Source organism: Undibacterium sp. Di26W (assembly GCF_049340265.1).
Classification (GTDB): Bacteria; Pseudomonadota; Gammaproteobacteria; order Burkholderiales; family Burkholderiaceae_D; genus Undibacterium.
The window spans coordinates 14,936-37,635 of record NZ_JBMPOR010000039.1 but is presented as its reverse complement, the minus strand read 5'-3'; the positions used below and the strand labels follow the sequence as shown (position 1 = coordinate 37,635).

At 51.3% G+C, this 22,700-nt stretch carries 21 protein-coding genes and 2 pseudogenes; 11 read left to right on the top strand and 12 right to left on the bottom strand.

The window, feature by feature from the left end:
* Positions 1-124: 124 nt before the first annotated feature.
* From ACO0LM_RS27645 to glmS, 7 genes and pseudogenes are all read right to left on the bottom strand, one after another.
* A pseudogene (locus ACO0LM_RS27645) lies at positions 125-749 on the bottom strand (IS66 family transposase zinc-finger binding domain-containing protein); the annotation flags it as partial.
* 70 nt (positions 750-819) lie between these two features.
* Positions 820-1,152, bottom strand: coding sequence for an IS66 family insertion sequence element accessory protein TnpB (gene tnpB / locus ACO0LM_RS27640; protein ID WP_423042010.1), 333 nt, complete (start codon positions 1,150-1,152; stop codon positions 820-822).
* A 532-nt stretch (positions 1,153-1,684) separates the two neighbouring features.
* Positions 1,685-2,443 (bottom strand): annotated as a pseudogene (locus ACO0LM_RS27635) (IS5 family transposase).
* Positions 2,444-2,517: 74 nt separating this feature from the next.
* Positions 2,518-3,429, bottom strand: a complete 912-nt coding sequence (locus ACO0LM_RS27630) for a hypothetical protein (RefSeq protein WP_423042008.1) — start codon at positions 3,427-3,429, stop codon at positions 2,518-2,520.
* A 404-nt stretch (positions 3,430-3,833) separates the two neighbouring features.
* Positions 3,834-4,238 carry a hypothetical protein gene (locus ACO0LM_RS27625; RefSeq protein WP_423042006.1) on the bottom strand — a complete coding sequence of 135 codons (405 nt, stop codon included), beginning with the start codon at positions 4,236-4,238 and terminating at the stop codon, positions 3,834-3,836.
* Positions 4,239-4,364: 126 nt separating this feature from the next.
* Complete coding sequence (locus ACO0LM_RS27620; RefSeq protein ID WP_423042004.1) at positions 4,365-4,757, bottom strand: hypothetical protein; 393 nt, start codon at positions 4,755-4,757, stop codon at positions 4,365-4,367.
* A gap of 133 nt (positions 4,758-4,890) precedes the next feature.
* On the bottom strand, positions 4,891-6,708 hold the full coding sequence (gene glmS / locus ACO0LM_RS27615) for a glutamine--fructose-6-phosphate transaminase (isomerizing) (protein ID WP_423042002.1): 1,818 nt from the start codon (positions 6,706-6,708) through the stop codon (positions 4,891-4,893).
* Between the two features lie 272 nt (positions 6,709-6,980).
* Between glmS and ACO0LM_RS27610 the strand changes: the two genes are divergently transcribed.
* Positions 6,981-7,442, top strand: a complete 462-nt coding sequence (locus ACO0LM_RS27610) for an Lrp/AsnC family transcriptional regulator (RefSeq protein ID WP_423042000.1) — start codon at positions 6,981-6,983, stop codon at positions 7,440-7,442.
* A gap of 55 nt (positions 7,443-7,497) precedes the next feature.
* Here ACO0LM_RS27610 and ACO0LM_RS27605 read toward each other — a convergent pair whose 3' ends face one another.
* Both ACO0LM_RS27605 and ACO0LM_RS27600 read right to left on the bottom strand, forming a co-directional pair.
* Positions 7,498-8,346, bottom strand: a complete 849-nt coding sequence (locus ACO0LM_RS27605) for a hypothetical protein (RefSeq protein WP_423041998.1) — start codon at positions 8,344-8,346, stop codon at positions 7,498-7,500.
* 86 nt (positions 8,347-8,432) lie between these two features.
* The gene (locus ACO0LM_RS27600; RefSeq protein WP_423041996.1) at positions 8,433-9,119 is read right to left on the bottom strand and encodes a Crp/Fnr family transcriptional regulator; all 687 of its coding nucleotides are present in this window, start codon (positions 9,117-9,119) and stop codon (positions 8,433-8,435) included.
* A 127-nt stretch (positions 9,120-9,246) separates the two neighbouring features.
* Between ACO0LM_RS27600 and ACO0LM_RS27595 the strand changes: the two genes are divergently transcribed.
* From ACO0LM_RS27595 to ACO0LM_RS27585, 3 genes are read left to right on the top strand one after another with little or no spacing between them, the layout of a single operon-like run.
* Positions 9,247-9,825 (top strand): HD domain-containing protein, encoded by a 579-nt coding sequence (locus tag ACO0LM_RS27595; protein WP_423041994.1) that lies wholly within the window; start codon positions 9,247-9,249, stop codon positions 9,823-9,825.
* A gap of 26 nt (positions 9,826-9,851) precedes the next feature.
* Entirely contained in the window at positions 9,852-10,607 is a 756-nt protein-coding gene (locus ACO0LM_RS27590) for a class II aldolase/adducin family protein (protein WP_423041992.1), read from the top strand.
* Entirely contained in the window at positions 10,604-11,422 is an 819-nt protein-coding gene (locus tag ACO0LM_RS27585; RefSeq protein WP_423041990.1) for an SDR family oxidoreductase, read from the top strand. The genes ACO0LM_RS27590 and ACO0LM_RS27585 overlap by 4 nt, the downstream gene beginning before the upstream one ends.
* Positions 11,423-11,551: 129 nt before the next feature.
* Here the strand turns inward: ACO0LM_RS27585 and ACO0LM_RS27580 are convergent, their stop codons facing one another.
* The gene (locus tag ACO0LM_RS27580) at positions 11,552-12,601 is read right to left on the bottom strand and encodes a porin (RefSeq protein WP_423041988.1); all 1,050 of its coding nucleotides are present in this window, start codon (positions 12,599-12,601) and stop codon (positions 11,552-11,554) included.
* 375 nt (positions 12,602-12,976) lie between these two features.
* On the opposite strand from ACO0LM_RS27580, the gene ACO0LM_RS27575 reads away from it, so the two are divergent.
* Positions 12,977-13,723: a hypothetical protein gene (locus ACO0LM_RS27575; RefSeq protein WP_423041986.1), complete on the top strand. Its 747-nt coding sequence runs from the start codon at positions 12,977-12,979 to the stop codon at positions 13,721-13,723.
* A 94-nt stretch (positions 13,724-13,817) separates the two neighbouring features.
* On the opposite strand, the gene glmU is transcribed toward ACO0LM_RS27575, so the two are convergent.
* A complete protein-coding gene (gene glmU / locus ACO0LM_RS27570; RefSeq protein WP_423042012.1) occupies positions 13,818-15,176 on the bottom strand; it encodes a bifunctional UDP-N-acetylglucosamine diphosphorylase/glucosamine-1-phosphate N-acetyltransferase GlmU in 1,359 nt (452 codons plus the stop codon).
* A gap of 301 nt (positions 15,177-15,477) precedes the next feature.
* On the opposite strand from glmU, the gene ACO0LM_RS27565 reads away from it, so the two are divergent.
* The 6 genes from ACO0LM_RS27565 to ACO0LM_RS27540 all read left to right on the top strand — a co-directional run bounded on the left by ACO0LM_RS27565 (position 15,478) and on the right by ACO0LM_RS27540 (position 22,229).
* Positions 15,478-16,119, top strand: a complete 642-nt coding sequence (locus ACO0LM_RS27565; protein ID WP_423041984.1) for a PepSY-associated TM helix domain-containing protein — start codon at positions 15,478-15,480, stop codon at positions 16,117-16,119.
* Positions 16,120-16,178: 59 nt separating this feature from the next.
* On the top strand, positions 16,179-16,697 hold the full coding sequence (locus tag ACO0LM_RS27560; protein ID WP_423041982.1) for a DUF2271 domain-containing protein: 519 nt from the start codon (positions 16,179-16,181) through the stop codon (positions 16,695-16,697).
* A 19-nt stretch (positions 16,698-16,716) separates the two neighbouring features.
* On the top strand, positions 16,717-17,526 hold the full coding sequence (locus tag ACO0LM_RS27555; RefSeq protein ID WP_423041980.1) for a DUF4198 domain-containing protein: 810 nt from the start codon (positions 16,717-16,719) through the stop codon (positions 17,524-17,526).
* 24 nt (positions 17,527-17,550) lie between these two features.
* Positions 17,551-18,558, top strand: a complete 1,008-nt coding sequence (locus tag ACO0LM_RS27550; RefSeq protein ID WP_423041978.1) for an FAD:protein FMN transferase — start codon at positions 17,551-17,553, stop codon at positions 18,556-18,558.
* A gap of 26 nt (positions 18,559-18,584) precedes the next feature.
* Positions 18,585-20,081 (top strand): sulfite reductase subunit alpha, encoded by a 1,497-nt coding sequence (locus tag ACO0LM_RS27545; RefSeq protein WP_423041976.1) that lies wholly within the window; start codon positions 18,585-18,587, stop codon positions 20,079-20,081.
* Positions 20,082-20,309: 228 nt separating this feature from the next.
* Positions 20,310-22,229 (top strand): M64 family metallopeptidase, encoded by a 1,920-nt coding sequence (locus ACO0LM_RS27540; protein WP_423041974.1) that lies wholly within the window; start codon positions 20,310-20,312, stop codon positions 22,227-22,229.
* Positions 22,230-22,248: 19 nt separating this feature from the next.
* Here ACO0LM_RS27540 and ACO0LM_RS27535 read toward each other — a convergent pair whose 3' ends face one another.
* Entirely contained in the window at positions 22,249-22,680 is a 432-nt protein-coding gene (locus tag ACO0LM_RS27535) for a nuclear transport factor 2 family protein (protein WP_423041972.1), read from the bottom strand.
* Between the last annotated feature and the right edge of the window lie 20 nt (positions 22,681-22,700).

Below are 22,700 nucleotides of genomic sequence, written 5' to 3'. Positions count from 1 at the left end.
AACATTTCCATGGTGATCACCTTTTTGTCTCCCGCCTAAAAATTAGGCAGGATAAGTAGAACACCTGGGTCAGTTTTGAATCAGCAGAAACCTCTTAAGTGGGTCAATTTTCGGTCAGCGGCAACAACCCTGCCCGTTCGAAGATACCGCTTTGGCGATACAAAGGTAGGTGATCAGCATATTTGGCCACTAGCACTTGAGCTAGCAATCCTGAGGTCGGGATGCCCTAGTCGATGATCTGCGCAGGAACCGATGCCTGCATCCTGCATCATTGTTTCGCATTGATTGCAGACCCATTTTCCCCTCACATGACGTTCCACCGTGAAGACGCCGGGTTGGTAATCGAGCTTCTCGGACACATCCTCGCCGATACGCTTCATTTGGCAACCACACTGGCACAGCGTCGAATCCGGCTCGTTGTGAATGTCGATGCGTGGCAGATTGGTCGGCTGCAGCGTACGCTTTGCTTGTTGCTTACCTGGAGGCTCTTGCATGGCGGTTTGCGTCAGTTGCTCAATCTCGGCGGTGACTGCCGCCACATCCATCTTCAAGGTCTCAAACAGTTCGCGCTGCTGCTCACCGGTATACGTTTCACTAGTGGCGGCAAACTTCTGCCGTTTCATGATGGCTATTTCGTGGGTCAGCTTATCAATCACCGTTTGCCGGAACCGTCCCTCGGCCTGCAGCCGGATGGCTAATTCGCGGATCTGGTCCGGGTTGAGCTGAGTGATGTCAACAGTGAAATTCATGTCCGGCAATGTGCCAGACAAAAGCCTGATTCGGCAAGGATGTTTACATCGGTTTACCTCTTCGTGGTACTCACAACACTGTGATGTGGTGATCGTGCGTGCGTGTCTGCCACGGCAGGCCGGTTACCAGCGCCTGGAGCTGGTCGGCGTTGAGTGTGATTGACAAAGGGCCACTGTCGGCCCAGACAAACCTTCCCTTGTTCAAGCGTCGGCTGGCCAACCAGATACCGAATCCGTCATAGACCAGGACTTTGATACGCGTCGATGGTTTGTTCGCAAACAGGTAGGCGTGATGGGGGCGCACTGCGCCAAACACTTGAACGACCTTGCCAAAGGCGGTATCGAAGCCGATCCGCATATCGATGGGCTCAGTCGCCAGCCAGATCGCATCGATCCGTATCATCGTAACCAGTGCTGCAGCCAGTTGCCGCACTCCGTCGCGGCAACACTGGGCCAGCGTACCGTTACCAACGCTGCACCGCGCTTGATCTCGATAACGATGTCCGTCGGTTCAGATTGTCTTGCTGGTAAAGGCAAACTAACGGGGACAAACGCTGGAAGCGATGCAACTGGCACCGCCCGTTTAGCATCATTGCTTAGCCGCTCTTGTTCACGGATCCAGATCCGTACCATGTTGGCGTTCAATCCATATCGAAGGGTATAGTGGCCCCGTAAAACCGGACAAGAGTTTAAGGAGTATCCTGCAATAAAAGAAGAGGCAGGATATGAGCGAGGTCAAGCGGAATAGTTTCAGCGGGCAACAAAAAGCCGAGGTAGCGCTAGAAGCGGTACGGGGAGTGAAGACGATCATCTGCGCTTAGCTGCCTGGATTCAAGGTGACATTACCGGGGGCTTACGCTGCAATCGTCTATGTCAGGTTTAATTTGAAAAAGCTCTTGCAAATGAGGGGGGGCGTCCATGTATGTGTTGACATATCATTTTAGCCTTTCAAAAGAAGCAGCAATAGCGAAGAATGAAGCGAAGCGAGGAGTCAGTTTGTCGGGGCGCGTTGCGATGCGTCTGAATTGTTTGATTTGATTCTCGCGAAAAACCGTTCGATCACATTGCGGTTACGATACTGAAAGGCATCGATCTCTCTCGGCTTTTTCCGGTTTGATTTTGACGGGATCACCACCTTCGCATTTCTCTTTTGAATGCTCGCAACCAACGCATTGGCATCATACGCTTTGTCTGCCAGTACCGCTCCCGGTTCCAGGTCTTTGAGTAACGCTTCTGCTTGCGTTATCTCGTGACATTGACCTTCCGTCAGCAGGAATCGCGCTGCTTGTCCTAAACCTGCCACGCAGACGTGAATTTTTGTCGTCAATCCCCTGCGAGAACGGCCGAGAGATTGCTCTTCTTTTTTTTGCAGCTCCCGCTGCATGTTGGTGTGCGCTCACCACTGTACTGTCTAGGCACACTTCTTCAAAATCTGCTTCTTATCGCAATACAGCAAAAATACTTTGCCAGCTATCTCGCTCTGACCAGCGCGCAAAAAAACGCGTATAGACCGTGTTTCAGTAACCAAACTCCACTGGCAAATCTCGCCACGGGCTATCTGTGCGCGCTATCCATAACACTGCCTCTATAAACAGACGATCATTCCCTCGAGACCGACCTCCACCACCTGTTCGTCTTGGCAGCAGTCTTTCTATTCTTGACCATTGATCGTCACGCAACAACATTCTTAACATCCTCGATTTACCCAAATTCAAACATGTAAACACAGTTTCAGAAAAGTTAACAGCCATCATGCAAAATAGATATGTCAACACGCCCTAGGAATAAGTGATCTAGACTTGAGTTTGGCATTGATTAAATTTATGGCTGTGTTCGGATCATCAACGTAAATGAGGAAGTAACTTGGTGTCTTACGATCAACACATCTAACTAGGGTTTTTGATTTTGAATCAATATCTACTTGGACTAATAAATTTGGTTTGTCAAAGTTAATACAAGGTCTGACGATCAAGTAATTGTCACTGCTTCCTTTCGTTTCTTTAGACCATTTTTCAATATCTTGAGAAAAAAATTCTGCCTTCGATATGGACTCGACATATATGTCAACTAATACGCGATCTGCGACACGAAGATGTAGCATTGCGTCAGTTAATAGATGGAAACTCCCCTTCATCTTCCAGCGATCCCCAAGTCCTAACATTAGTATATACGCGGACAAGCTGAGTACAACTATATGAATTATGGCTCGTTGATGTGGATCTGGTACTTGTACACTAGCTATCAATACACATATCGGAATATCTACAAATAAACATAACATCCCGATTATAAAAATCGTTCCATATTCACTTTTTTTAGCAATCTCTATTTTTATTCCCTCTTGAATTTCTGGTGAGTATTTTTTTCCTTTTAGCCAAGAAAAAAAACTAACTAAGAGTGTCGATTGAAATCTTAAAAAAGCCGATATTTCGTTCGGAAGAAATGCCATAAATAGTGTGCCCAAACCTCTTTTATTTCCTTTAGCGACACGGAATCGTTCTAAGCCTTGTGGGGTTTCAGCCAAAAATCGGATAATTAAAAATAGCGCGATAACACAAAGAACAATGTCCCTATACTCTTTAAAATTTGCAAAATTTTTCGATAAGATTCGGTATAACACAAACACCGCAATTGAAAGCCCAAGTGATTTGATCCAATTTAAACCTAACAGAAATTTCATTTATGTAGCCTTTTATTGCCAAATTGGTTAGCTGATAGCTTTTCTTGCACTTAATATAATAATTAAGGCAGATTAGATGCTAGCATCTCTAACACTAAGTTGTATTGTCCTCTAAAATAAATTGCTAAAAATATCATTTCATGAGGCCTCTTAATAATGGACCAGACGAGGCGACAGTCTGGTGCGTCTCGGAGTTTTTCAAGCTAGTTGTCGCCTAAAAGTAAATATTTATGCTGCTGATTTCAGTATTTGATACGTATCCTCTTGAATTAAATTACCTCCGGCAAAGCCGGAGGTTTATTGCTGGGGCGCCTCAAAGGCGCTGGTAACCCTTGAGCCGCCTTCATTCGCGTTCCGATCGACCGTCCCGTTAGGGCTACGTAGTGTTTGTTAATTTAGCAGGTCTAATCACGCTGAGGAGTAGTTTCTGGAACAGTTCGCTTAAGGTTTTTAAGAGAATTTCTAATTGCATCAGCATCGGCCTGCTCTCTTCGTATCTCCTCTGCAGTTAGCTTTTTATCGAAATTTCCGAAACTCCAGCACACTTTCAGTGTATCAATAATAGTTGCTTTCCTATCTCCAGTATCAGCTTCATCGTTTAAGCAGTTAATAAGAAACCTTAAGTCAGACCGCCTAGGTTCAATGTTGCCCGGTTTTGTAAAACTTTTCGTGATTGATCCAACCAAAGAAACACGCTCCTCTGGAGAAGATTTGTTCCATACATCGAGGGAATCAACCTCAGTAATTCCGAATGCTGGACTAGAGAGAGCAAAACTGAAAAGTAAGATAATGGCAGTAAAATTTTTCATTAATATTGATCAATCCTAATTGAGTGTACTAACGCCAAGCTGACCGACGCGTAGCGTCCGCGTCCAGCGCCAAGTTAAAAACTTCAACGTTAAATTTCAAAATTGTTTTGCTCATTCAATTCTTTCTTATTTCAAGAAGATCGCAAAACCGACTCCTGCAATCAATGCAACAACTAGCATATGAATTTTATCAATTGTCCGTAATGGTAGCGAAGCTGTGACTTGATCTACCCTTTTAGAATCCAGAGAGATTAAATATCGACTAAGTGGCATGACGGGAAGATAGAAAAAAGTGAAATAATAGATCGCAATATATGAGGTCTTTTCCATATCAACGAAAGATTTTCCATAGAAGCGAAATCCTATTCCATTGAAGGTAATTAATGGCGGAGCTGTCATTACTATCGTCATACCCTTGCTCCAATCTCCATGAAGAGGCGAAAGCTTGTTATCGGCACTGCTTGCAGATAACGATAAATTAGATTTTGGAGGAGTATAGATATCATTAGGGTCGGTCATAAAATCTCTTTAAATGGAAGTCGATCTACCCATCACCAAATGGCAATCATCATTAAAATCTTGATCATCGTCTTGATCAATTATTTCGGTGCTGACTTGGCTTTCAACCTCAGTCACAACTCAATGCCCTGCCCTATTCAACCGTCACACTTTTTGCTAAATTCCTTGGCTTATCCACATCCGTCCCCCGCGCCAGCGCCGTGTGATACGCCAACAATTGCAGCGGCACCACGTGCAGTATCGGTGACAGCTGCCCGTAGTGTTCTGGCAGGCGTATCACGTGTACGCCTTCGCTGGAGGTGATGCGGGAGTCGGCGTCGGCGAAGACGTAGAGTTCGCCGCCGCGGGCGCGGACTTCTTGCATGTTGGATTTGAGTTTTTCTATCAGGGTGTCGTTGGGGGCGATGGTGACGACGGGCATTTCTTTGGTGACCAGGGCCAGGGGGCCGTGTTTGAGTTCACCGGCTGGGTAGGCTTCGGCGTGGATGTAGGAAATCTCTTTGAGTTTTAATGCGCCTTCGAGGGCGATGGGGTAATGCAGGCCGCGACCCAGGAAGAGTGCGTTTTCTTTACGGGCGAATTCTTCTGCCCAGGAAATGATTTGTGGTTCTAGCGCCAGCACGGCGCTGATGGCGACAGGAAGGTGGCGCAGGGCGCGTATGTGTTCTGCTTCATCGGCATCACTCAAGCGGCCTTTGCTTTGTGCGAGGGACAGTGCCAGCAGGAAGAGTGCTGCCAGTTGTGTGGTGAAAGCTTTGGTCGATGCGACGCCCACTTCTACACCGGCATGGGTGATATATGACAAGGCGCATTCACGCACCATGGCGCTGGTGGACACATTGCAGACTGTAAGGGTGTGCAGCATGCCCAGGCTGCGGGCATGTTTTAATGCGGCCAGGGTGTCTGCGGTTTCGCCACTTTGCGAGATGGTGACGACCAGTGAATTGGGGTTGGGCACGCTTTCGCGGTAGCGGTATTCGCTGGCGATTTCTACATTGACGGGGATTTTTGTTATCGCTTCTATCCAGTATTTGGCGGTCAGGCCGGCGTAATAGCTGGTGCCGCAAGCCAGTATCAAGACTGAGTCGATTTGCTTGAAGACTTTGTAGGCACCGTCACCAAACAGCTCGGGCATGATGCTGATGACGCCTTCGAGCGTGTCGGCAATCGCACGCGGTTGTTCGAAGATTTCTTTTTGCATGTAGTGGCGATACGGGCCCAGTTCTGCTGCGCCGCTGTGGGCATGTACGGTCTTTACTTCGCGCTGTACTGATTTGCCTTCGCTATCGACTATCCATACTTTTTGCAATTGCAGGTCTACCACGTCGCCTTCTTCCAGATAGATAATCTGGTCGGTGGTGCCAGCCAATGCCATGGCGTCTGACGCGAGGAAGTTTTCACCCTGGCCAACACCGACGATGAGGGGCGAACCCTGGCGGGCACCGATGACACGATGCGGTTCGTCGCGGCAGAATACGGCGATGGCAAATGCGCCAGTCAAACGCTTGATAGCGATTTGCACGGTGTCGAACAAATCACCGCTATACAGATGATCGATCAGGTGGGCGATGACTTCGGTGTCGGTCTGGCTTTCAAACACATAGCCAGCCTGCGTCAGTTCAGCACGCAGTTCTTCATGGTTTTCGATAATGCCGTTGTGTACGAGGGCAATGCGGTCACGCGAAAAATGCGGGTGGGCATTGGATGATGACGGTGCACCATGGGTAGCCCAGCGGGTGTGGGCGATGCCGGTGAAGCCAGCAAGGCCGGACTGGTCTATCTGTGCCTGCAGGTCTGCCACGCGGGATGTGCTGCGTGAGCGTTGCAAATGGCCGTCTACATGCAGGGCGACGCCGCAAGAGTCATAGCCACGGTATTCGAGCCGTTTCAAGCCTTCAAGCAAGACGGGGGTGATATTACGTTGAGCAACTGCGCCGACGATGCCGCACATAGTGACCTCTGATGAAAGAATGAATATTAGTACTTACGCAAAACCGCCCTGGCTGCGTTGCAGCTCCTAGCCGTGCTAAAGCACTGTCTTCGTTGCTGGCGCCTTGCCAGGACGATTTTTCGTAAGTTGTAAGTTCTAAATATGTAGCCATGCTAAAGCAGATAGCATGATGTTTTCTTTCAAAATTCATTTATTATTGAAATTAAAAGAACATCAATTTCATATTTGAACTATTATTTCATTCATTACCATTTTAAGAAATAATTCGTCACATGTTTATCATCGACGAGCTGGACAAACGTATTTTGCAGCAATTGCAAAAAGATGCATCCCTGACCAATCATGAGCTGGCCTTGCGTGTGCATGCGTCGGCCCCCACCTGCCTTCGTCGCGTCAAGCGGCTGACTGAGGAGGGTATTATTGCCCGCCAGGTGGCGATACTGGATACTGCCAAGCTGGGGGCAGGCTTGACGGCGATTGTGGAAATCACGCTTGATCATCAGGCGACAGAAAAACTGCTGGAATTTGAACAACTGGTGGCGCAAGAAATCGCGGTACAGCAATGCTATCGGGTATCGCCCGGGCCAGATTTTGTGCTGGTGATACAGGTGGCGGATATGGCGGCTTACCATGTGCTGGCACACCGGTTGTTTGCCGCGCATGCCAATGTGCGCAATGTGCGCAGCTTCTTTTCTATCTTGCGCAGCAAGTTTGAAACGGGTATCGCTCTTTGAAGTTTGCTGCAAATTTGAAATGACTGCGCGCCCTGGCCATACTCCATCGCCAGGTTTATTTTTCCACTACCCCTTGTTTCGGAAACTCACGCTGCCGATTACCTTCCTTCAGCACTTCGGGTTTGTAGTAGCGCAGAAAGCCTTTCCACACCATGCCTGAGCGGGCGGCCCTCTCAAATAATTCTTGCAGGGTATTGCGGTCATCCTGGGTCAGCGATTTTTTGGAAAGATAAATACCGCTATCGCTCCATGGTAATTCGGGGATGGCTTCAATACGCATTTTGTCGGATAAGTCTTCAACCCTGGCATCGCCTTGCACGGCACCGGCAAAAATATAGGGTGCCATGATAGCCACATCAGCGACGTTGGCTTTCAGTACCCGTGCTACGGAAACCGGATCTGATTCCAAAATCAGCCTGCCCTGCCGGCTTAGTTCAGCCACAATGGTTTGATAAGCTTCGCCGTAGTCATAGCCGCGTACCACGACCACTTTCAAATTCTTTTGCTCCAGCAATTCTTGCTGGTTACGTATGGTGGGGCGGGCAGACTGCAGAGAAATCAGTGTGGAGCGCGTATGGATCATCGGCACAAAAATACCAAGCTCATCTCTCTTGGATGTGCGTATGGCAGGAAAAAGTACATCAGCCTGACCATTTTCAAACATCAGTTCAAGACGGGCGCGCGGCACCGCTGGAAATAGAAACTGACACGTTTCTTTAGATGAAAGGCTGCGAAATAATTCTGGATAAATACCCGTGACATTGTCACCGTTGATGATGACACTAAAACCCACGGGGGCAACAGGTGCGTTAATGGTACGTGAACAGGCCGCCTGAGCATCTAGATAAAATTGGCTCAGGAACAAAATCAGCACGACACGCAAAGCAGGGGACTTTGTCAGCATACTCACCAATTTCACTTTGATTACATCTTTACACGATAGACCAAAAAACCGCTTCACTACAAGCAACATTTCGGTCTGGAAAGTGACTATTTGTCACACAAGGCAGATAATTTGTTTTGCATCAGAATTTCTATCTTGCCATAAGCCAGTCTGATCAAGCCGCTTACTCTGAAAAACCTTAATTCTTTTGAGAGGGTTTGGCGGGTTATACCCAGCATCATTGCCAGTGATTCCTGCGTCACCTTCACCAAGACATGCTCACCGGGCTGACGGTTGGCGACATCTGCCAGCAGTAACAGGCGGCGCGCCACCCTGGCCCTGACAGAGCGCAAGCCACCGTCTTCCACAATACCGTATAACAGACGTATGCGCCTGGCCAGCATACGCGCAATTGCGGCAGCGAAGGCTGTTCTTTGCATCAGGGCTGCGAAGGTGGCTGGTGGCAAGACCAGTAGTTCCACCTCATCCAGCGCGGTGGCATCGTGGGTACGTGGCTGGCTATCTATCAAGGAAATTTCACCAAACCAGGTGGCAGCGTCAAGAATAATGAGTATGGCTTCACGCCCGCCTTCACTTAAGGTAGACATTTTGACGCTACCGCTGATAACGGCATAGAAACCTGTGGGTATATCCCCTTTACGGAACAGCATTTCACCTGGACGCAAGCGCAATTGCTCACTTGCGACTACCATAGCCTTACGGTCTCTTGCAGGCAAAGCCGCAAACCAGGGGTCGCCCAGCAAGATGCGCATTAAGTTGTCGTCGGAGGTCATAGCTGTGTCAGGTATAAGGTATCAGGTCAAAAAGCCTTGAAACTGCAAATTGTAAAATATTTGACAGTTTAAGATGAAAGCAACATTGTAAGGTATGGTTGCAAGCATTTACTGAGGAGTAAGTCACATGCAACAGCGTGCCCAATTTGTCCGTATGGACGACAGTACCAAAGAAGACTGGCAAATCATCGGTGGGGAATTCATGCAATTTGCCCAGAACCTGCCGGATCGTGTCATCAAGCATTTGCGTTTGCTGGAAGGCGATTATGGTGGCTTTCCCATAGACCGGTTCACCCATTCATTACAAACTGCCACCCGCGCCATGCGTGATGGTCGCGACGATGAATATGTCTGCTGTGCCCTGCTGCATGATATTGGCGATACCCTGGGTTCCTTCAACCACCCTGACATTGCGGCAGCCATACTGAAACCCTTTGTCACCGAAGACAATCTGTGGATGGTGCAACACCATGGCATTTTCCAGGGGCATTATTTCTTCCACCACATCGGCATGGACAGGGACATGCGTGAACAATTCCGTCAGCACCCACACTTTGAACGTACGGCAGAATTCTGCGCTTTGTACGACAACCCTTCGTTTGACGCGCATGCTGAAACTTTTCCACTGGTGGAATTTGAACCCATGCTGAAACAATTATTCAGCAAGCCACGCAATACAATCTACAAAACCGCAGTCAGCGAATAAATCAGAAAAACAACATGGGAGATAGCATGGACATACCCTCAATCAAGGATCAGGTCAGCGCAGAAGAATGGCAATTGCGCGTTGACCTGGCTGCCTGTTACCGCCTGGTCGCCGTCTATGGCTGGAGCGATCTGGTGTTCACCCATATCAGCGCCCGCATCCCCGGCCCTGAACATCATTTCCTGATCAACCCGTATGGCCTGATGTTTGACGAGATCACGGCGTCGTCACTGGTCAAGGTAGATCAGCAATGCAATAAGGTGATTGATTCGCCCTTCCCGGTGAACCCGGCGGGCTTTGTCATCCACAGTGCCGTGCATGCGGCACGTGAAGATGTGCAATGCGTATTGCATACGCATACCCGTGCCGGGGTGGCAGTCAGCGCGCAAAAATGTGGGGTGCTGCCGCTGTCGCAGCAATCCACTTTTGTGCTGGCATCGCTGGCTTATCATGATTATGAAGGCGTTGCTTTCAGGGAGGATGAAAAGCCGCGCCTGCAGGCTGACATGGGTCGCGCCAACTTTCTGGTATTGCGCAACCATGGCTTGCTGACGGTAGGCAAATCAATCGCCGATGCTTTCCTGTCGATGTACACCTTCGAAGCTACCTGCCAGATACAACTGGCAGCCCAGGCCGGCGGCGAATTGATTCATGTCAACCCCTTGATCGTCAAAGGGGTGTCGGAAGCCATGCGTGTTCAAACGGGTGGATTGGGTGGCGCATTTGTATGGCCATCCCTGATACGCAAACTGGACCGCATGGATGAAAGCTATAAAACATGACTGCACAACAAAAAGTCGTCGTCATCACCGGCAGTTCGGATGGAATAGGTGCGGAAATGGCGCGTCAACTGGCACGCACTTATGGTGCCAAACTGGCACTGGTGCTGGCCGCGCGCAATGAAGAGGGCTTGCAAAAAGTGGCCGCCCAATGTCAGGCGTTCGGTGCGCTCACCTTGGTGGTGAAAACTGATGTCGGCATAGAATCCAGTTGCCGCCAATTGATTGACGCGGCCGCCGCCCAGTTTGGCAGTATCGATGTGTTGATTAACAATGCGGGTAAGTCTGCACAGGCATTGTTTGGAGAAGTGGATAATCTGGGCTGGTATCAGGAACTGATGCAAATTAATTTTTGGGGCAGCATCTGGTGCACACATGCCGCCCTGCCCTATCTGAAAAAATCCCGTGGTTCCATCGTTGCTGTTTCTTCGCTGGCGGGCCTGATCGGTGTACCTGGTCGTACCGCATACTGTTCCAGCAAATTTGCCATGGCTGGTTTTTTTGAAAGCCTGCGTACAGAACTCCGTGGCTCGGGGGTCAGGGTTACACTGGCTTATCCAGGTGTGGTTGCCACCCAGATCCGCTATCACGGTTATAACGCGACCGGTGATGCTGCTGGCAGCAGTGGTCTGAAAGAAGATGACGCCATGTCAGTAGAGGAATGTGCCGCCCTCATCATACGTGGCTATGAACGCGGTGATCGCGACGTGGTGATGACCTTCAAGGGTAAACTGGCGCGCTGGTTAAAATTAATCGCACCAGGCCTCGTAGAAAAATTGGCGATGGCGGCCTTGAAGAAAGAAGTCAGGCCGCATTAATTGATGGGTCTTGATTTCAAATAAAATTCAAACAAAAATGGCCTGAGCGGTAATTGCAGCTCAGGCCATTTTGCTTCTTACTGATTGGTTTTTAATCGATTAGTTTCTAGTCGATTAGCTTCTGATCAATTAGAAGCGGTGCTGAATACCTACAGTCGCCGATGTCTGGTTAGTAGCAAAACCAGCATCATCACGTGATACGCCTGTCAGCTTGTTATTGCTGGCCTTGGCATATCCTGTGGCGATGTAGATGTCAGTACGTTTCGACATCGCGTATTTGGCACGCAGTGCCAGCAAACCTGGGTCTGCATCTGCACCAGGCGCCATATTCTTGATGTCCTGATAGTAGTACACGCCGGTCAGTGTCCATGCCGGAGCTACTGCATAATTGGCACCCAGCCACAGCATGTCACTGCGCTGATCGGCAGCACCGCTTGCCATGGTTTTCTTGAAATTGCGATAGCCGGCAAACAGCTTGGCATCACCCAGATCATAGGTAGCACCCAGATGCAATACCTTGGCCTGGTCGTAAGAACCGTTGGCGATCGGTGCGCTATTGTTTTGTTCGTAAGTGATGACTGCAGCCCATGGGCCATCGAATGCGCTGGCAGCCAGGATGTATTTGGCGTTGCCAGATGTATTGCCTGCAACTTCACCAAAACCATAGGTTGCACCGAGTTTGAAACCCTTGCCATCAAACTGGTATTTCAACAGATTGGATACGCCGGTCAACATACCGTCTTTGCGGGCGCCAGTGGCACCGCCAGAAGTTGCCCAGGAATACTGCGGCGCATAGCCCATAGGGTCAAATGGCAAAATGAAATCATACGTGGTGCTGTAAGAACGACCGGCAACAATACGGCCAAAATCACCCTGCAAGCCTACATTCGCCTGACGGCCAAAGATGTCACCATCTGATGCGCCGGTATCAAGCAGGACGCCGCCTTCCAGTTGCATGATGGCTTTCAGGCCATTACCCAGGTCTTCGCTGCCGCGCAGACCAAAGCGCGAGGTGTTCATACCACCGCTATTCAGTTTGAACTGGCTGTTTTTATTTGCATCTGCATTATTGTTGTAAGTAATATTGGCATCAATCAAACCATACACAGTCACACTTGATTGTGCATATGCTGCACTTGCCATGCATACCAGCGTTGCGGCGCCGAGTAGCTTTTTCATTGGTGTTCTCCTATAGAAATTTTATTTTGCAGACAACATGCGCGTCATGTAGTCAAGGTCGTGCTGACCTGTGATGTGAATAAAACAGTTCAATACGCCTGGGTACAGGGTAAGGAATGGAAGCTTTCAGTTGCCTTTCTATGGGCTGCTTTAGGTCCTGCAAGCCAGCGGCTTGTGGTAAAAAAACCTCTTTACACCATCGTTGAATTGACCAGCTCACGCCAGATTTTTCATTCCGCTTGCGCCATTTTTTGCAGGTTTCACACCTTTTTCCTGCGTTTGATCTCATTGCGGTGGTGGCCTGCGACAGCGCGCCTTAACCTGTCCCTGCAGTCACCCAATAACCCGAAGCAAACTTTAAAAATGGAGTCCATCATGAACGCAATCACATCTATCCTCAATCAAACCACTGCCAAAAAACTGGTGTTGGCAGCCAGCCTGGCCATCATCTCGGCCAGCAATGCCATGGCTTTTTCTGAAACCGAATTCCGCGCCGCGGTAAAACAACTGGTGGCCAGCCCCACCATCAGTCAGGATCAATATGTCGCCAATGCTGTCAGCAGCTGGTTGAATCAGGATTACGTCAACTCAGTAGGACAGGCAGAAATTGATGCCTCACGGCAAGCCAGCCAGCATGCTGCCAGCAGTTTTAACAGCTTGCTGCAACAGGAACCCGGCAACCCTTTGCTGATGTCGTATGCAGGCGCAGCCACCGCCAAATCTTCGCTAGAAAAAATAGCCAAAGCTGAGAAAACAACGGCGTTGGAAGATGGCACAGCCATGGTGGAACAGGCATTGCAACTGGCCAGCAACAGCCAGGCCATGCATGGTTCCGTACCGGTCGCGCTGGAAGTACGTTTTGTCGCCGCCAGCACTTTCCTGGCGGTACCACGTGTCATGAACCGCAAGCAGCAAGGTGAGCAACTGTTGAAAGAAGTGCTGGACGCCCAGCAGTTTGCCCAGACTGATCTGAACTTCCGTGGTGCCGTATGGTTGCGTGCCGCCACCCTGGCAGTGGAACAGCAACGTGCAGACGACGCCAAAAAGTTTTTGACAGAAATCCTGAAAAACAATGCGCCGCAATCACGCAGCGCAACTGAACTGTTGCAGAAATTGTCCTGATCACTTGTCCTGCTCAATGCTAATGAAGATAAACCATGAGCTTGCGGTCAGCATCCGTTAAGACCGCAAGCGCAAGGTAACAGGTAACAGGACTTTATTTCTTGATTTTTACTGGCCTTTGCCAGGAATCAATCGTCAATTGTTTGGGGCGGGACACCGTCAGTTTGCCCGCCGGGGCATCCTTGGTCAGGGTAGTACCTGCACCCAATGTCGCGCCCTTGCCCACCCGCACCGGTGCCACCAGTTGCGAATCACTGCCGATGAAGGCATCATCCTCGATGATGGTACGGCTCTTGTTGACGCCATCATAATTGCAGGTAATGGTACCGGCCCCAATGTTCACGCGGCTGCCTATGGTGGCGTCGCCTATATAAGCCAGGTGATTGGCCTTGCTATGCGCCGCGACCTGGCTATTCTTGACCTCGACAAAATTGCCGATGTGCACATCCTCTGCCAACTCGGTACCAGGACGCAGGCGCGCATACGGCCCTATCTGCGATTTGGCACCAACGACGGCATCATCAATATGGCAAAACGCCTTGACTGACGTGCCCGCCGCAATGCGTGCATTCTGGATGACACAGTTCGGCCCTATGCTGACGCCGTCTTCCAGCACCACTTCGCCAATAAATACGCAACCGACATCGATGCTGACATCACGCCCGCATTGCAGGTGGCCACGCACATCAATGCGGGCCGGGTCAAACAGGGTCACGCCCTGTTCCAGTAACTGGCGGGCGATGTTCAGTTGATGGGTTCTTTCCAGTTCGGCCAGTTGCACCTTGCTGTTGACACCCAGGGTTTCCCAGATTGCATCTGGCTGTGCCGATACTACCTCGACACCGCTGGCAACCGCCAAGGCCACGATATCGGTCAGATAATATTCACCCTGCGCATTATTATTCGACAACTGGCCCAGCCAGGATTTCAAATGCACGGTCGGTGCCAGCATGATGCCGGTATTGATTTCGGTAATCTGGCGCTCTGCTTCATTCGCATCTTTTTGTTCGACGATGCGCACGATGCTGCCCTTTTCCCGGACGATGCGTCCCAGACCGGTGGGGTCGGCCATGTGTGCCGTCAAGATACCCAGCTTGTCATCACCGGCAGCGGCAACCAGGCGCGCCAGGCTGGTGGGTGTAGTCAGCGGCACATCGCCATACAGAACCAGGGTGGGCACACTGTCATCCAGTACCGGGATTGCCTGCGCCACAGCATGGCCAGTACCAAGCTGTGGCTCCTGGCGGGCAAAGCGCAAGTCGTCGGCAGCCACGGCGGTGGGCACTTGCTCACCACCATGTCCATAGATGACGCAGATATTGCTGGCATGCAGCTGGCGGGCAGTGTCGATGACATGGGATAGCAAGGGCTTGCCAGCCAGGCCATGCAAGACCTTGGGCAGCGAAGACTGCATGCGTTTGCCCATACCGGCAGCGAGAATGACGACGTTCATGGTGTAGAGAGAAAGTGAATATTCTGAAAATTTTATCACGCGACACTATCCCAACCTGAGCTGAGCGCGTATTAAGCGCTAATTAGATGCTTACTTAACCCTCACTAGCCGCATATTCTGCTGAATGTTTGATGTCCATTTAATTCCTGCAAGATACAAAAAAGTACAATTCAACGTGTTTCCCGATAGCGGACTCATGTACAATTGAGAATAATTATCATTTAGAATGACGACTTACTTGTGTCACTGATTTGCGTCACGTACTTGCGTCACCTATTCGCTTCATTTCCCTTTTTACACCATGCAGCCATCCAGTTCCAATCAATTGCCACTCCAACAAAAACGCGCCTTCTGGCTGCGTCATCTGCATCAGTGGCACTGGATCAGTTCAGCCATGTGCCTGGTTGCCATGCTGCTGTTTGCCGCCACCGGCATCACCCTGAACCATTCAGCCCAGATCGAGGCGCATCCGGTAGTCAGCAAGAAGACCGGGCAATTGCCATCAGCTTTGCTGGATCAGTTGCTGGTGCTGAAAAACACCGATGATGCCTTGTTGCCTGCCCCGGTGACAGACTGGCTGGACCAGGAACTGGACATCCATATTAACGGGCAAGTACCGGAATGGTCGCCAGAAGAAGTGTATGTCGGCCTGCCGCGCCCCGGTGGCGACGCCTGGTTGCGCATTGCGCTGGATAGCGGTGACATCGAATATGAATTGACCAGCCGTGGCTGGATTGCCTACTTCAACGATTTACACAAAGGCCGCAACACTGGCACTGCGTGGAACTGGTTTATTGATGCCTTTGCTGCAGCCTGCCTGATTTTTTGCGTGACTGGATTGTTCCTGCTGAAAATGCATGCCAGCAAACGTCCAAGTACCTGGCCGCTGGTGGTATTTGGGCTGGTCGCACCGTTTTTGCTTGCTCTGATGTTTATCCATTAATTTGTCTTTCATTTATCCTTCTTTTATTTATTGATTGTTCATCATAAGGTTGTTCTCCCATGCGTAATTTGCTCCCGTTTGCCATCACCAGCCTGCTCAGCACTCAAGCCATGAATGCCGTCGCGGCCGACCTGACATTGAAAGTGGAAGTGCCCGCCCTGAAAGTGGCGGAATACCACAAGCCGTATGTCGCCATCTGGCTGGAAAAACCGGACCAGACCTTTGCCGGCAACCTGTCAGTCTGGTATGACTTGAAGAAGCGCGACAATGAAGGCACAAAATGGTTGAAGGACTTGCGCCAGTGGTGGCGTCGCAGTGGCCGCGAATTGCAGTTACCTGTCGATGGCCTCAGCGGCGCAACCCGTACCACGGGTGAACAAACCCTGAGCTTTGCCGGTGACAAGGGTGTGCTGGCCACTTTGCCGGCGGGTGATTATCAGTTGATCGTCGAAGCAGCGCGTGAAGGCGGTGGCCGTGAAGTCGTCAAAGTACCATTCCAGTGGCAAGCCAAAGGTGAACAAAACCTCAAGGCCCAGGGTAGTCACGAACTGGGTGCCATCGCTGTGACCATCAAATAAACCAGGCTCAAGGATAATAATGAACACTTTCAAAAAAATCGCTTTCTTCTCGACACTGGCGTGCGCAGCTTTCTCTGCCCAGGCACACCGCGCTTTCCTGGTACCGTCTTCCACTGTCGTGGCGGGGAACACGCCATGGGTGACGATTGATGCTGCCGCTGCCACCGATGTCTTCGTTTTTGATCACAATGCCCTGAAGCTGGACAACCTGTTTATCACCGCACCGGATGGCACAGCGCTGAAACCGGAAAACGCAAGCACAGGCAAGTTCCGCAGCAGCTTCGATGTGAAACTGAGCCAGGTTGGCAGCTATAAAATCGGCTTCGTCAATGAAGGCCTGATGGCCAGCTACAAGGAAGAAGGCAAAATCAAACGCTGGCGTGGGACGGCAGAAACATTTGCCAAGGAAGTACCGGCCAATGCGGAAGAACTGCAAGTCACGCAACGCAGTGGTCGCGTCGAAACCTTCGTCACCAATGGCAAACCCGGCGGCAAGGCAATGGATATCAGTGGCAGCGGGCTGGAACTGAGCGGCATCACCCATCCGAATGACCTGGTAGCGGGTGAAACTGCCCAGTTCCGCCTGCTGCTGGACGGTAAACCGGCAGCCAATGTCAACGTCACAGTGATTGCTGGTGGCGTACGCTATCGCCAAAAGCTGGATGAAAAAACCTTTGTCACCGACAAGGATGGCAAATTCAGCATCACCTGGCCAACTGCCGGCTTGTATTGGCTGGAAGCAGAACTCAAAGATGACAAACAGGTCAAGGCACCTGCCAAAGTCAGGGTTGCCAGCTATGTGGCGACACTGGAAGTCTTGCCACAATAATCTGCACAATCTGGCATCCCTACCATGCGTCGTGTTTTTATCCCGCTGCAAGCATCTGAACCTTCGGCACCAGCAGCCCAGGCACAAAGCCTGACGCTGACCGGTGCCTCCATGGGAACCAGTTGGCATGTGCAGTTGCTAGCAGATGGCAAACACGAAGGCGCAATACTGGAAGCCGGCATACAGCAAGTGCTGGACCAGGTCGTCTTGCAAATGAGTACCTGGGACCCGGCATCTGATCTGTGCGTCTACAACCGCGCAAGCGCAGGCAGTTGGCAACAACTGCCCGATGAATTTTTCAAGGTCGTCGATTACAGCCTGTACCTGTCACAACAGACTGCCGGCGCCTTCGACATCACGGCAGGTAAACTGGTTGACCTGTGGGGTTTTGGCCCGGCAGGCAAGCGCGCAAGCGTACCAGAAGCGCAGCAGATTCAGGCTGCAATGCAGGCAGGGAACTGGAAAGCGCTGGAGCTGGACCATATCAAACGCCGCTTGCTGCAACCGGGTGGCATTGCACTTGACCTGTCATCGATTGCCAAAGGCTTTGCCGTCGATCAGGTAGCCGGTTTTCTGGAATCTCTGTCCATCAACAGCTATCTGGTAGAGCTCGGTGGTGAATTGCGCGGCCTGGGCATGAAGGCGGATTGGTCGCCATGGTGGGTTGCCATCGAAAGCCCGACCGCCATGCCGGCCAGCGGACAAAAGAAAGAATACCTGGTGGCGCTGCATGAATTGTCCGTTGCCACATCTGGCGATTATCACCAGTTCTTTGAGCAGGACGGGCGGCGCTATGCGCATACGCTGGACCCGCGCACCGGCTACCCGGTAAACAATGAACTGGCCTCTGTCACGGTATTACATACGCAATGCATGGTTGCTGATGCCCTGGCCACGGCCCTGACCGTACTCGGTGGCGAAGATGGTCTGGCGTATGCCAATCAGCATCATATTGCTGCCCTGTTTTTGCAGCGCAACGGCCCCCATCTGGAAGAGACAATGAGTGCTGCCCTGACTGCCATGCTGGACTGACTGATTGATTGATTGACTGATTGACGATGCGATTTCCCTCCCTGCGCCTGATGGGCATACTGTGCCTGGCATTCACTGTGCTGTTTATGCTGAGTTTTTTCTGGCAAGGTGCTGTGCAACGCGACTTGTCTGCCGGTTTGCTGCTGCTTGGCTATCTGGCTTTTTGCCTGTGGACAGGTATCAGGCACAAAGAGAGCCAGTCCCGCTCCATGCAAGGTTTTCCTGCTGAATTGCGGCATCATGACCAGGGCAGCATCCTGATCACCTATGCCAGCCAGACAGGCTATGCAGAACAAATCGCCATTAAAACTGCCACGCATCTGCAAAAAGCCGGAATGAACATTGCCGTCTGCGCGCTGGGTGCCATCCAGCCAGCCCAACTGCAACAGGCACAGCGCATGCTGTTTGTCGTCAGTACCACCGGCGAGGGCGATGCCCCCGACAATGCGGCCGCCTTTACCCGCCGCCTGATGAGTCAGACGCTGGATTTATCGCATCTGAGTTTTTCTGTACTGGCGCTGGGTGACCGCCACTATCAACAATTTTGCGCTTTCGGTCATCACCTGGCCCATTGGCTGCGCCAGCAACAGGCGCAATGCCTGTTCGACCTGATAGAAGTCGACAATGGTGATGAAGGTGCCTTGCGCCACTGGCAGCATTACCTGGGCGTCATCAGCGGCCATACCGAATTGTCGGACTGGAGTAAGCCCGGCTATCAAGACTGGATCTTGACCGAGCGCGAATTGCTGAATCCCGGCAGCCTGGGCGGCCCGGTGTTTCGCATCGCCTGTCGTCCCGCCGATGGTGCGCTTACATGGACCGCCGGTGATATTGCAGAAATCGAACCACAACAGCCACCAGTCGCCGCGGTAAATGCTGCAAATGTGGCAGATGTGCCTGGCCAGGACTCCGCCAACCCTTTGCCGCACCGCGAATATTCGATTTCATCCATCCCCGCAGATGGCAAGCTGGAATTGCTGGTGCGCCAGATGCATCGCCCTGATGGCAGCCTGGGCATAGGCTCAGGCTGGCTGACAGCCTATGCACAGGTGGGGCAAACCCTGGGTTTGCGCCTGCGCGAAAACCGCAATTTCCATACGCCAGCTCAGGATATCCCTCTGATCCTGATCGGCAACGGTACTGGCCTGGCCGGCTTGCGCGCCCACATCAAGGCGCGCGCCAGCAAACGACAATTGCGCAACTGGTTGTTTTTTGGTGAAAGACAGCAGGCACATGATTATTTTCATCGCGATGAAATCCAGGCCTGGCAACAGACCCTCGTGCTGGCCAGACTGGACCTGTGCTTTTCGCGTGACCAGGCCGAACGTCGTTATGTCCAGCATGCGATGCTGGAACAGGCGGCCGATATCCTGTCCTGGGTAGAACAGGGCGCAGCCATCCTGGTCTGCGGCAGCCTGCAAGGCATGGCAGAAGAAGTGCATGCCACCCTCATTCTCATCCTCGGTGCCGGGCGTCTGGAACAAATGACCGAGCAACATCTCTACCGTCGCGATGTTTATTAGCGACACGCTGTCTCTTGTGATCAGACTTGTATCATAATGCCCATTCCTGCTGACCAATTAATACCTGAAAGTGCAATGAAAGTGCAATTTTTGTGACAAGTCAGCTTGGAGTGTTACCAAGGCTATACCTATAGAGATTCTATAGAAACGCTGGTAAATCAGGATGGCATCGCACTGCTGCCAGAAACGCTGCAAATAATATTTTTTTATCTACAAGGCACACACACCATGGCTGACGTCACCACCCTATTGAATACCGGCCCCAGTAAAAGTCGCGTCGATATCGTGTTTGTCGCCGAAGGCTACACAGCAGTTGAAAGAGACAAGTTCCTGGCAGATGCCAAGAACTTTCTCAACAATATGCTGGGGGACGCCAATACCCGCTTGAATGCGCCGTTTTCTGCCTACAAAAACCTGTTCAATGCCAGTGCCATTTTTGTCGCTTCGGCGCAATCCGGTACTGACCAGCCCAACAATAATATCAGCGTCAATACCTATTTCGACGCCACCCAGCATGGCAGCGACGGTCGCCTGCTGTACGGTGATTTTGGCAAGGTCACTACTGTTGTGGCTGGTGCCGTGGCCAGTGACGCGCATGAACTGACCGTGGTGCTGGTCAACACCAACCTGTATGGCGGTGCCGGTGGCTCTATCGCCTGGGCATCGGCGGGCAATATCTCGTCGGCAGAAGTGGTTTTGCACGAGATCGGCCACAGCTACGCTGGTCTGCAGGATGAATACGTGGATACCTCCATCGCCAGCAATTATCCACTGACCGACCCAGGCTTCCTGGCCAGCCCGCATGTGACTGACTCGCTGAGTCGCATTCCATGGTCTGCATGGTTAGGCTATAACGATGGTGAACTGGGTGTGGTCGGCACCTATGAGGGCGGTTATTACCGCGACAAGGGAATCTGGCGCGCCACCCAGGATTCCAAGATGAATCATTTGAACACGCCCTTCAGCGCGCCGGAAAAAGAAGCCTTCGCCCTGAAATATTACCTATCGATTGGTGATTACCTGTCATTGAGCACGACCATTCCCGGTATTTACCAGCCCACCGTCCCTGACAGCAGCCTGCTGGCATACAGCTGGAAAATCAACGGTGCGACAGTCAACACCACAGACAAGACTTATTTTGATGCCTATGCCACCGGTGCCTACAAGACCGGTGCCAGCATGAGCCTGACGACGATAGACAGTACCGGCTACATCCGCAAGAACCTGATCAGCACCCAGCAGGTAGAGAACGCGACGCTGGACAAGTCTGTCATCAATGTCAGTGGCATCAGTAGCATACTGACAGGCAGCAACAGCATCATCCAGCTGGATGGCAGCAATAACACCATCTCACTCAGTACGCCTGATACCACACGTTTCGATTATATCGATGGTGGTGCCGGTACCGATATCCTGCAAGTCAATGGATCACTAAGCAAAGGCAGCACCTATTTCGTCAACCAGATCACCGGCAGCACGGTCTTGCTGGGTTACCAGAGCAATGCTTACTGGGCCACACACAATGTGGAAAAAATCCAGTTTTCCGACTTCATTGTCAACACCACCGTGTATGACAATGCGCATACGATCAAGGGTGCGGAATTGCAATCGCTGGAAGAATTGTATGTTGCCTATTTCAATCGCGTGCCAGATGCCGACGGGCTCGATTACTGGGTCACCCAGTACAAGTCCGGCATGTCGTTCAAACAGATAGGTGATGCTTTTTTCATTGCTGCTGCCCAGTTTCCGGCACAGACGGGATATAGCGCCAGTCTCAGCAATACCGATTTCATCAATACCATTTATAAAAATGCCATGGGAAGGACCGCCGGGGCAGATAGCGCCGGCCTGCAATACTGGCTGAATGAACTCAATACCGGTCTGCAGACCCGGGGTTCCATGGTGAGTGCAGTACTGGCAGGTGCGCGTACCTACAAAGGTGATGCGACCTGGGGCTGGGTGGTGGATTTACTGGACAACAAGATCAAGGTCGCCAATCAGTTTGCCGTTGAATGGGGACTGAACTACCTGACCCCAGAAACCTCGATCACCAATGGCATCGCGATTGCATCTGCCGTCACGGCAAATGACATCACCGCCGCCCTTGCACTGATAGGTATCAGCAACGGGCAAATTCAATTCATCTGACGCTGTGCAGGACGAACAGCTAGCGGACAATACCGCGATGTATGGCGCTTGAACCATCGCTCCAGAATACTTTCTGGACGATGGCATCGATGTACCATGCGGCGGCCATCTTTTGCAGGCCGAATTCGTACAGGCAGTGCGTATGCAGGATCGTGCCTTCTGCATCCTGACGATAAATCATGGTCGACACTTTTGCCTTCGCGGTATCCGCCTCTATTTCTATCTCGATATTGCCGCTGATATGATGGGTCTTTAAATCCTGCAAGGCGATACGGCGTAGATCCGCATAACGCCGGTTGCTCATCTGTTCCGGCGGGGTCCCGCGTAAATCAGAATAATCCGTATACACCGAAGGTGCCAGGCAGGCACACAGTCCATCCCAGTCTTTCAGATCAAAACTGTTGGCAAACTTTGCCAGTCTGTTGTGGATGGCGCAGTAGTCGGCGTTCATCTGTCGGCGTTCATCTGTCG

Excerpts from the sequence above, each read along its gene's own strand:
- ACO0LM_RS27605 (WP_423041998.1), bottom strand. The coding sequence starts at position 8,346 with ATGCTGACAAAGTCCCCTGCTTTGCGTGTCGTGCTGATTTTGTTCCTG.
- ACO0LM_RS27590 (WP_423041992.1), top strand. The coding sequence starts at position 9,852 with ATGGACATACCCTCAATCAAGGATCAGGTCAGCGCAGAAGAATGGCAA.
- ACO0LM_RS27540 (WP_423041974.1), top strand. The coding sequence starts at position 20,310 with ATGGCTGACGTCACCACCCTATTGAATACCGGCCCCAGTAAAAGTCGC.
- ACO0LM_RS27555 (WP_423041980.1), top strand. The coding sequence starts at position 16,717 with ATGAACACTTTCAAAAAAATCGCTTTCTTCTCGACACTGGCGTGCGCA.
- tnpB (WP_423042010.1), bottom strand. The coding sequence starts at position 1,152 with ATGATACGGATCGATGCGATCTGGCTGGCGACTGAGCCCATCGATATG.
- ACO0LM_RS27580 (WP_423041988.1), bottom strand. The coding sequence starts at position 12,601 with ATGAAAAAGCTACTCGGCGCCGCAACGCTGGTATGCATGGCAAGTGCA.
- ACO0LM_RS27630 (WP_423042008.1), bottom strand. The coding sequence starts at position 3,429 with ATGAAATTTCTGTTAGGTTTAAATTGGATCAAATCACTTGGGCTTTCA.
- ACO0LM_RS27600 (WP_423041996.1), bottom strand. The coding sequence starts at position 9,119 with ATGACCTCCGACGACAACTTAATGCGCATCTTGCTGGGCGACCCCTGG.
- ACO0LM_RS27545 (WP_423041976.1), top strand. The coding sequence starts at position 18,585 with ATGCGATTTCCCTCCCTGCGCCTGATGGGCATACTGTGCCTGGCATTC.
- ACO0LM_RS27620 (WP_423042004.1), bottom strand. The coding sequence starts at position 4,757 with ATGACCGACCCTAATGATATCTATACTCCTCCAAAATCTAATTTATCG.
- ACO0LM_RS27585 (WP_423041990.1), top strand. The coding sequence starts at position 10,604 with ATGACTGCACAACAAAAAGTCGTCGTCATCACCGGCAGTTCGGATGGA.
- ACO0LM_RS27560 (WP_423041982.1), top strand. The coding sequence starts at position 16,179 with ATGCGTAATTTGCTCCCGTTTGCCATCACCAGCCTGCTCAGCACTCAA.
- ACO0LM_RS27625 (WP_423042006.1), bottom strand. The coding sequence starts at position 4,238 with ATGAAAAATTTTACTGCCATTATCTTACTTTTCAGTTTTGCTCTCTCT.
- ACO0LM_RS27535 (WP_423041972.1), bottom strand. The coding sequence starts at position 22,680 with ATGAACGCCGACTACTGCGCCATCCACAACAGACTGGCAAAGTTTGCC.
- ACO0LM_RS27610 (WP_423042000.1), top strand. The coding sequence starts at position 6,981 with ATGTTTATCATCGACGAGCTGGACAAACGTATTTTGCAGCAATTGCAA.
- ACO0LM_RS27575 (WP_423041986.1), top strand. The coding sequence starts at position 12,977 with ATGAACGCAATCACATCTATCCTCAATCAAACCACTGCCAAAAAACTG.
- ACO0LM_RS27565 (WP_423041984.1), top strand. The coding sequence starts at position 15,478 with ATGCAGCCATCCAGTTCCAATCAATTGCCACTCCAACAAAAACGCGCC.
- glmS (WP_423042002.1), bottom strand. The coding sequence starts at position 6,708 with ATGTGCGGCATCGTCGGCGCAGTTGCTCAACGTAATATCACCCCCGTC.
- ACO0LM_RS27595 (WP_423041994.1), top strand. The coding sequence starts at position 9,247 with ATGCAACAGCGTGCCCAATTTGTCCGTATGGACGACAGTACCAAAGAA.
- ACO0LM_RS27550 (WP_423041978.1), top strand. The coding sequence starts at position 17,551 with ATGCGTCGTGTTTTTATCCCGCTGCAAGCATCTGAACCTTCGGCACCA.
- glmU (WP_423042012.1), bottom strand. The coding sequence starts at position 15,176 with ATGAACGTCGTCATTCTCGCTGCCGGTATGGGCAAACGCATGCAGTCT.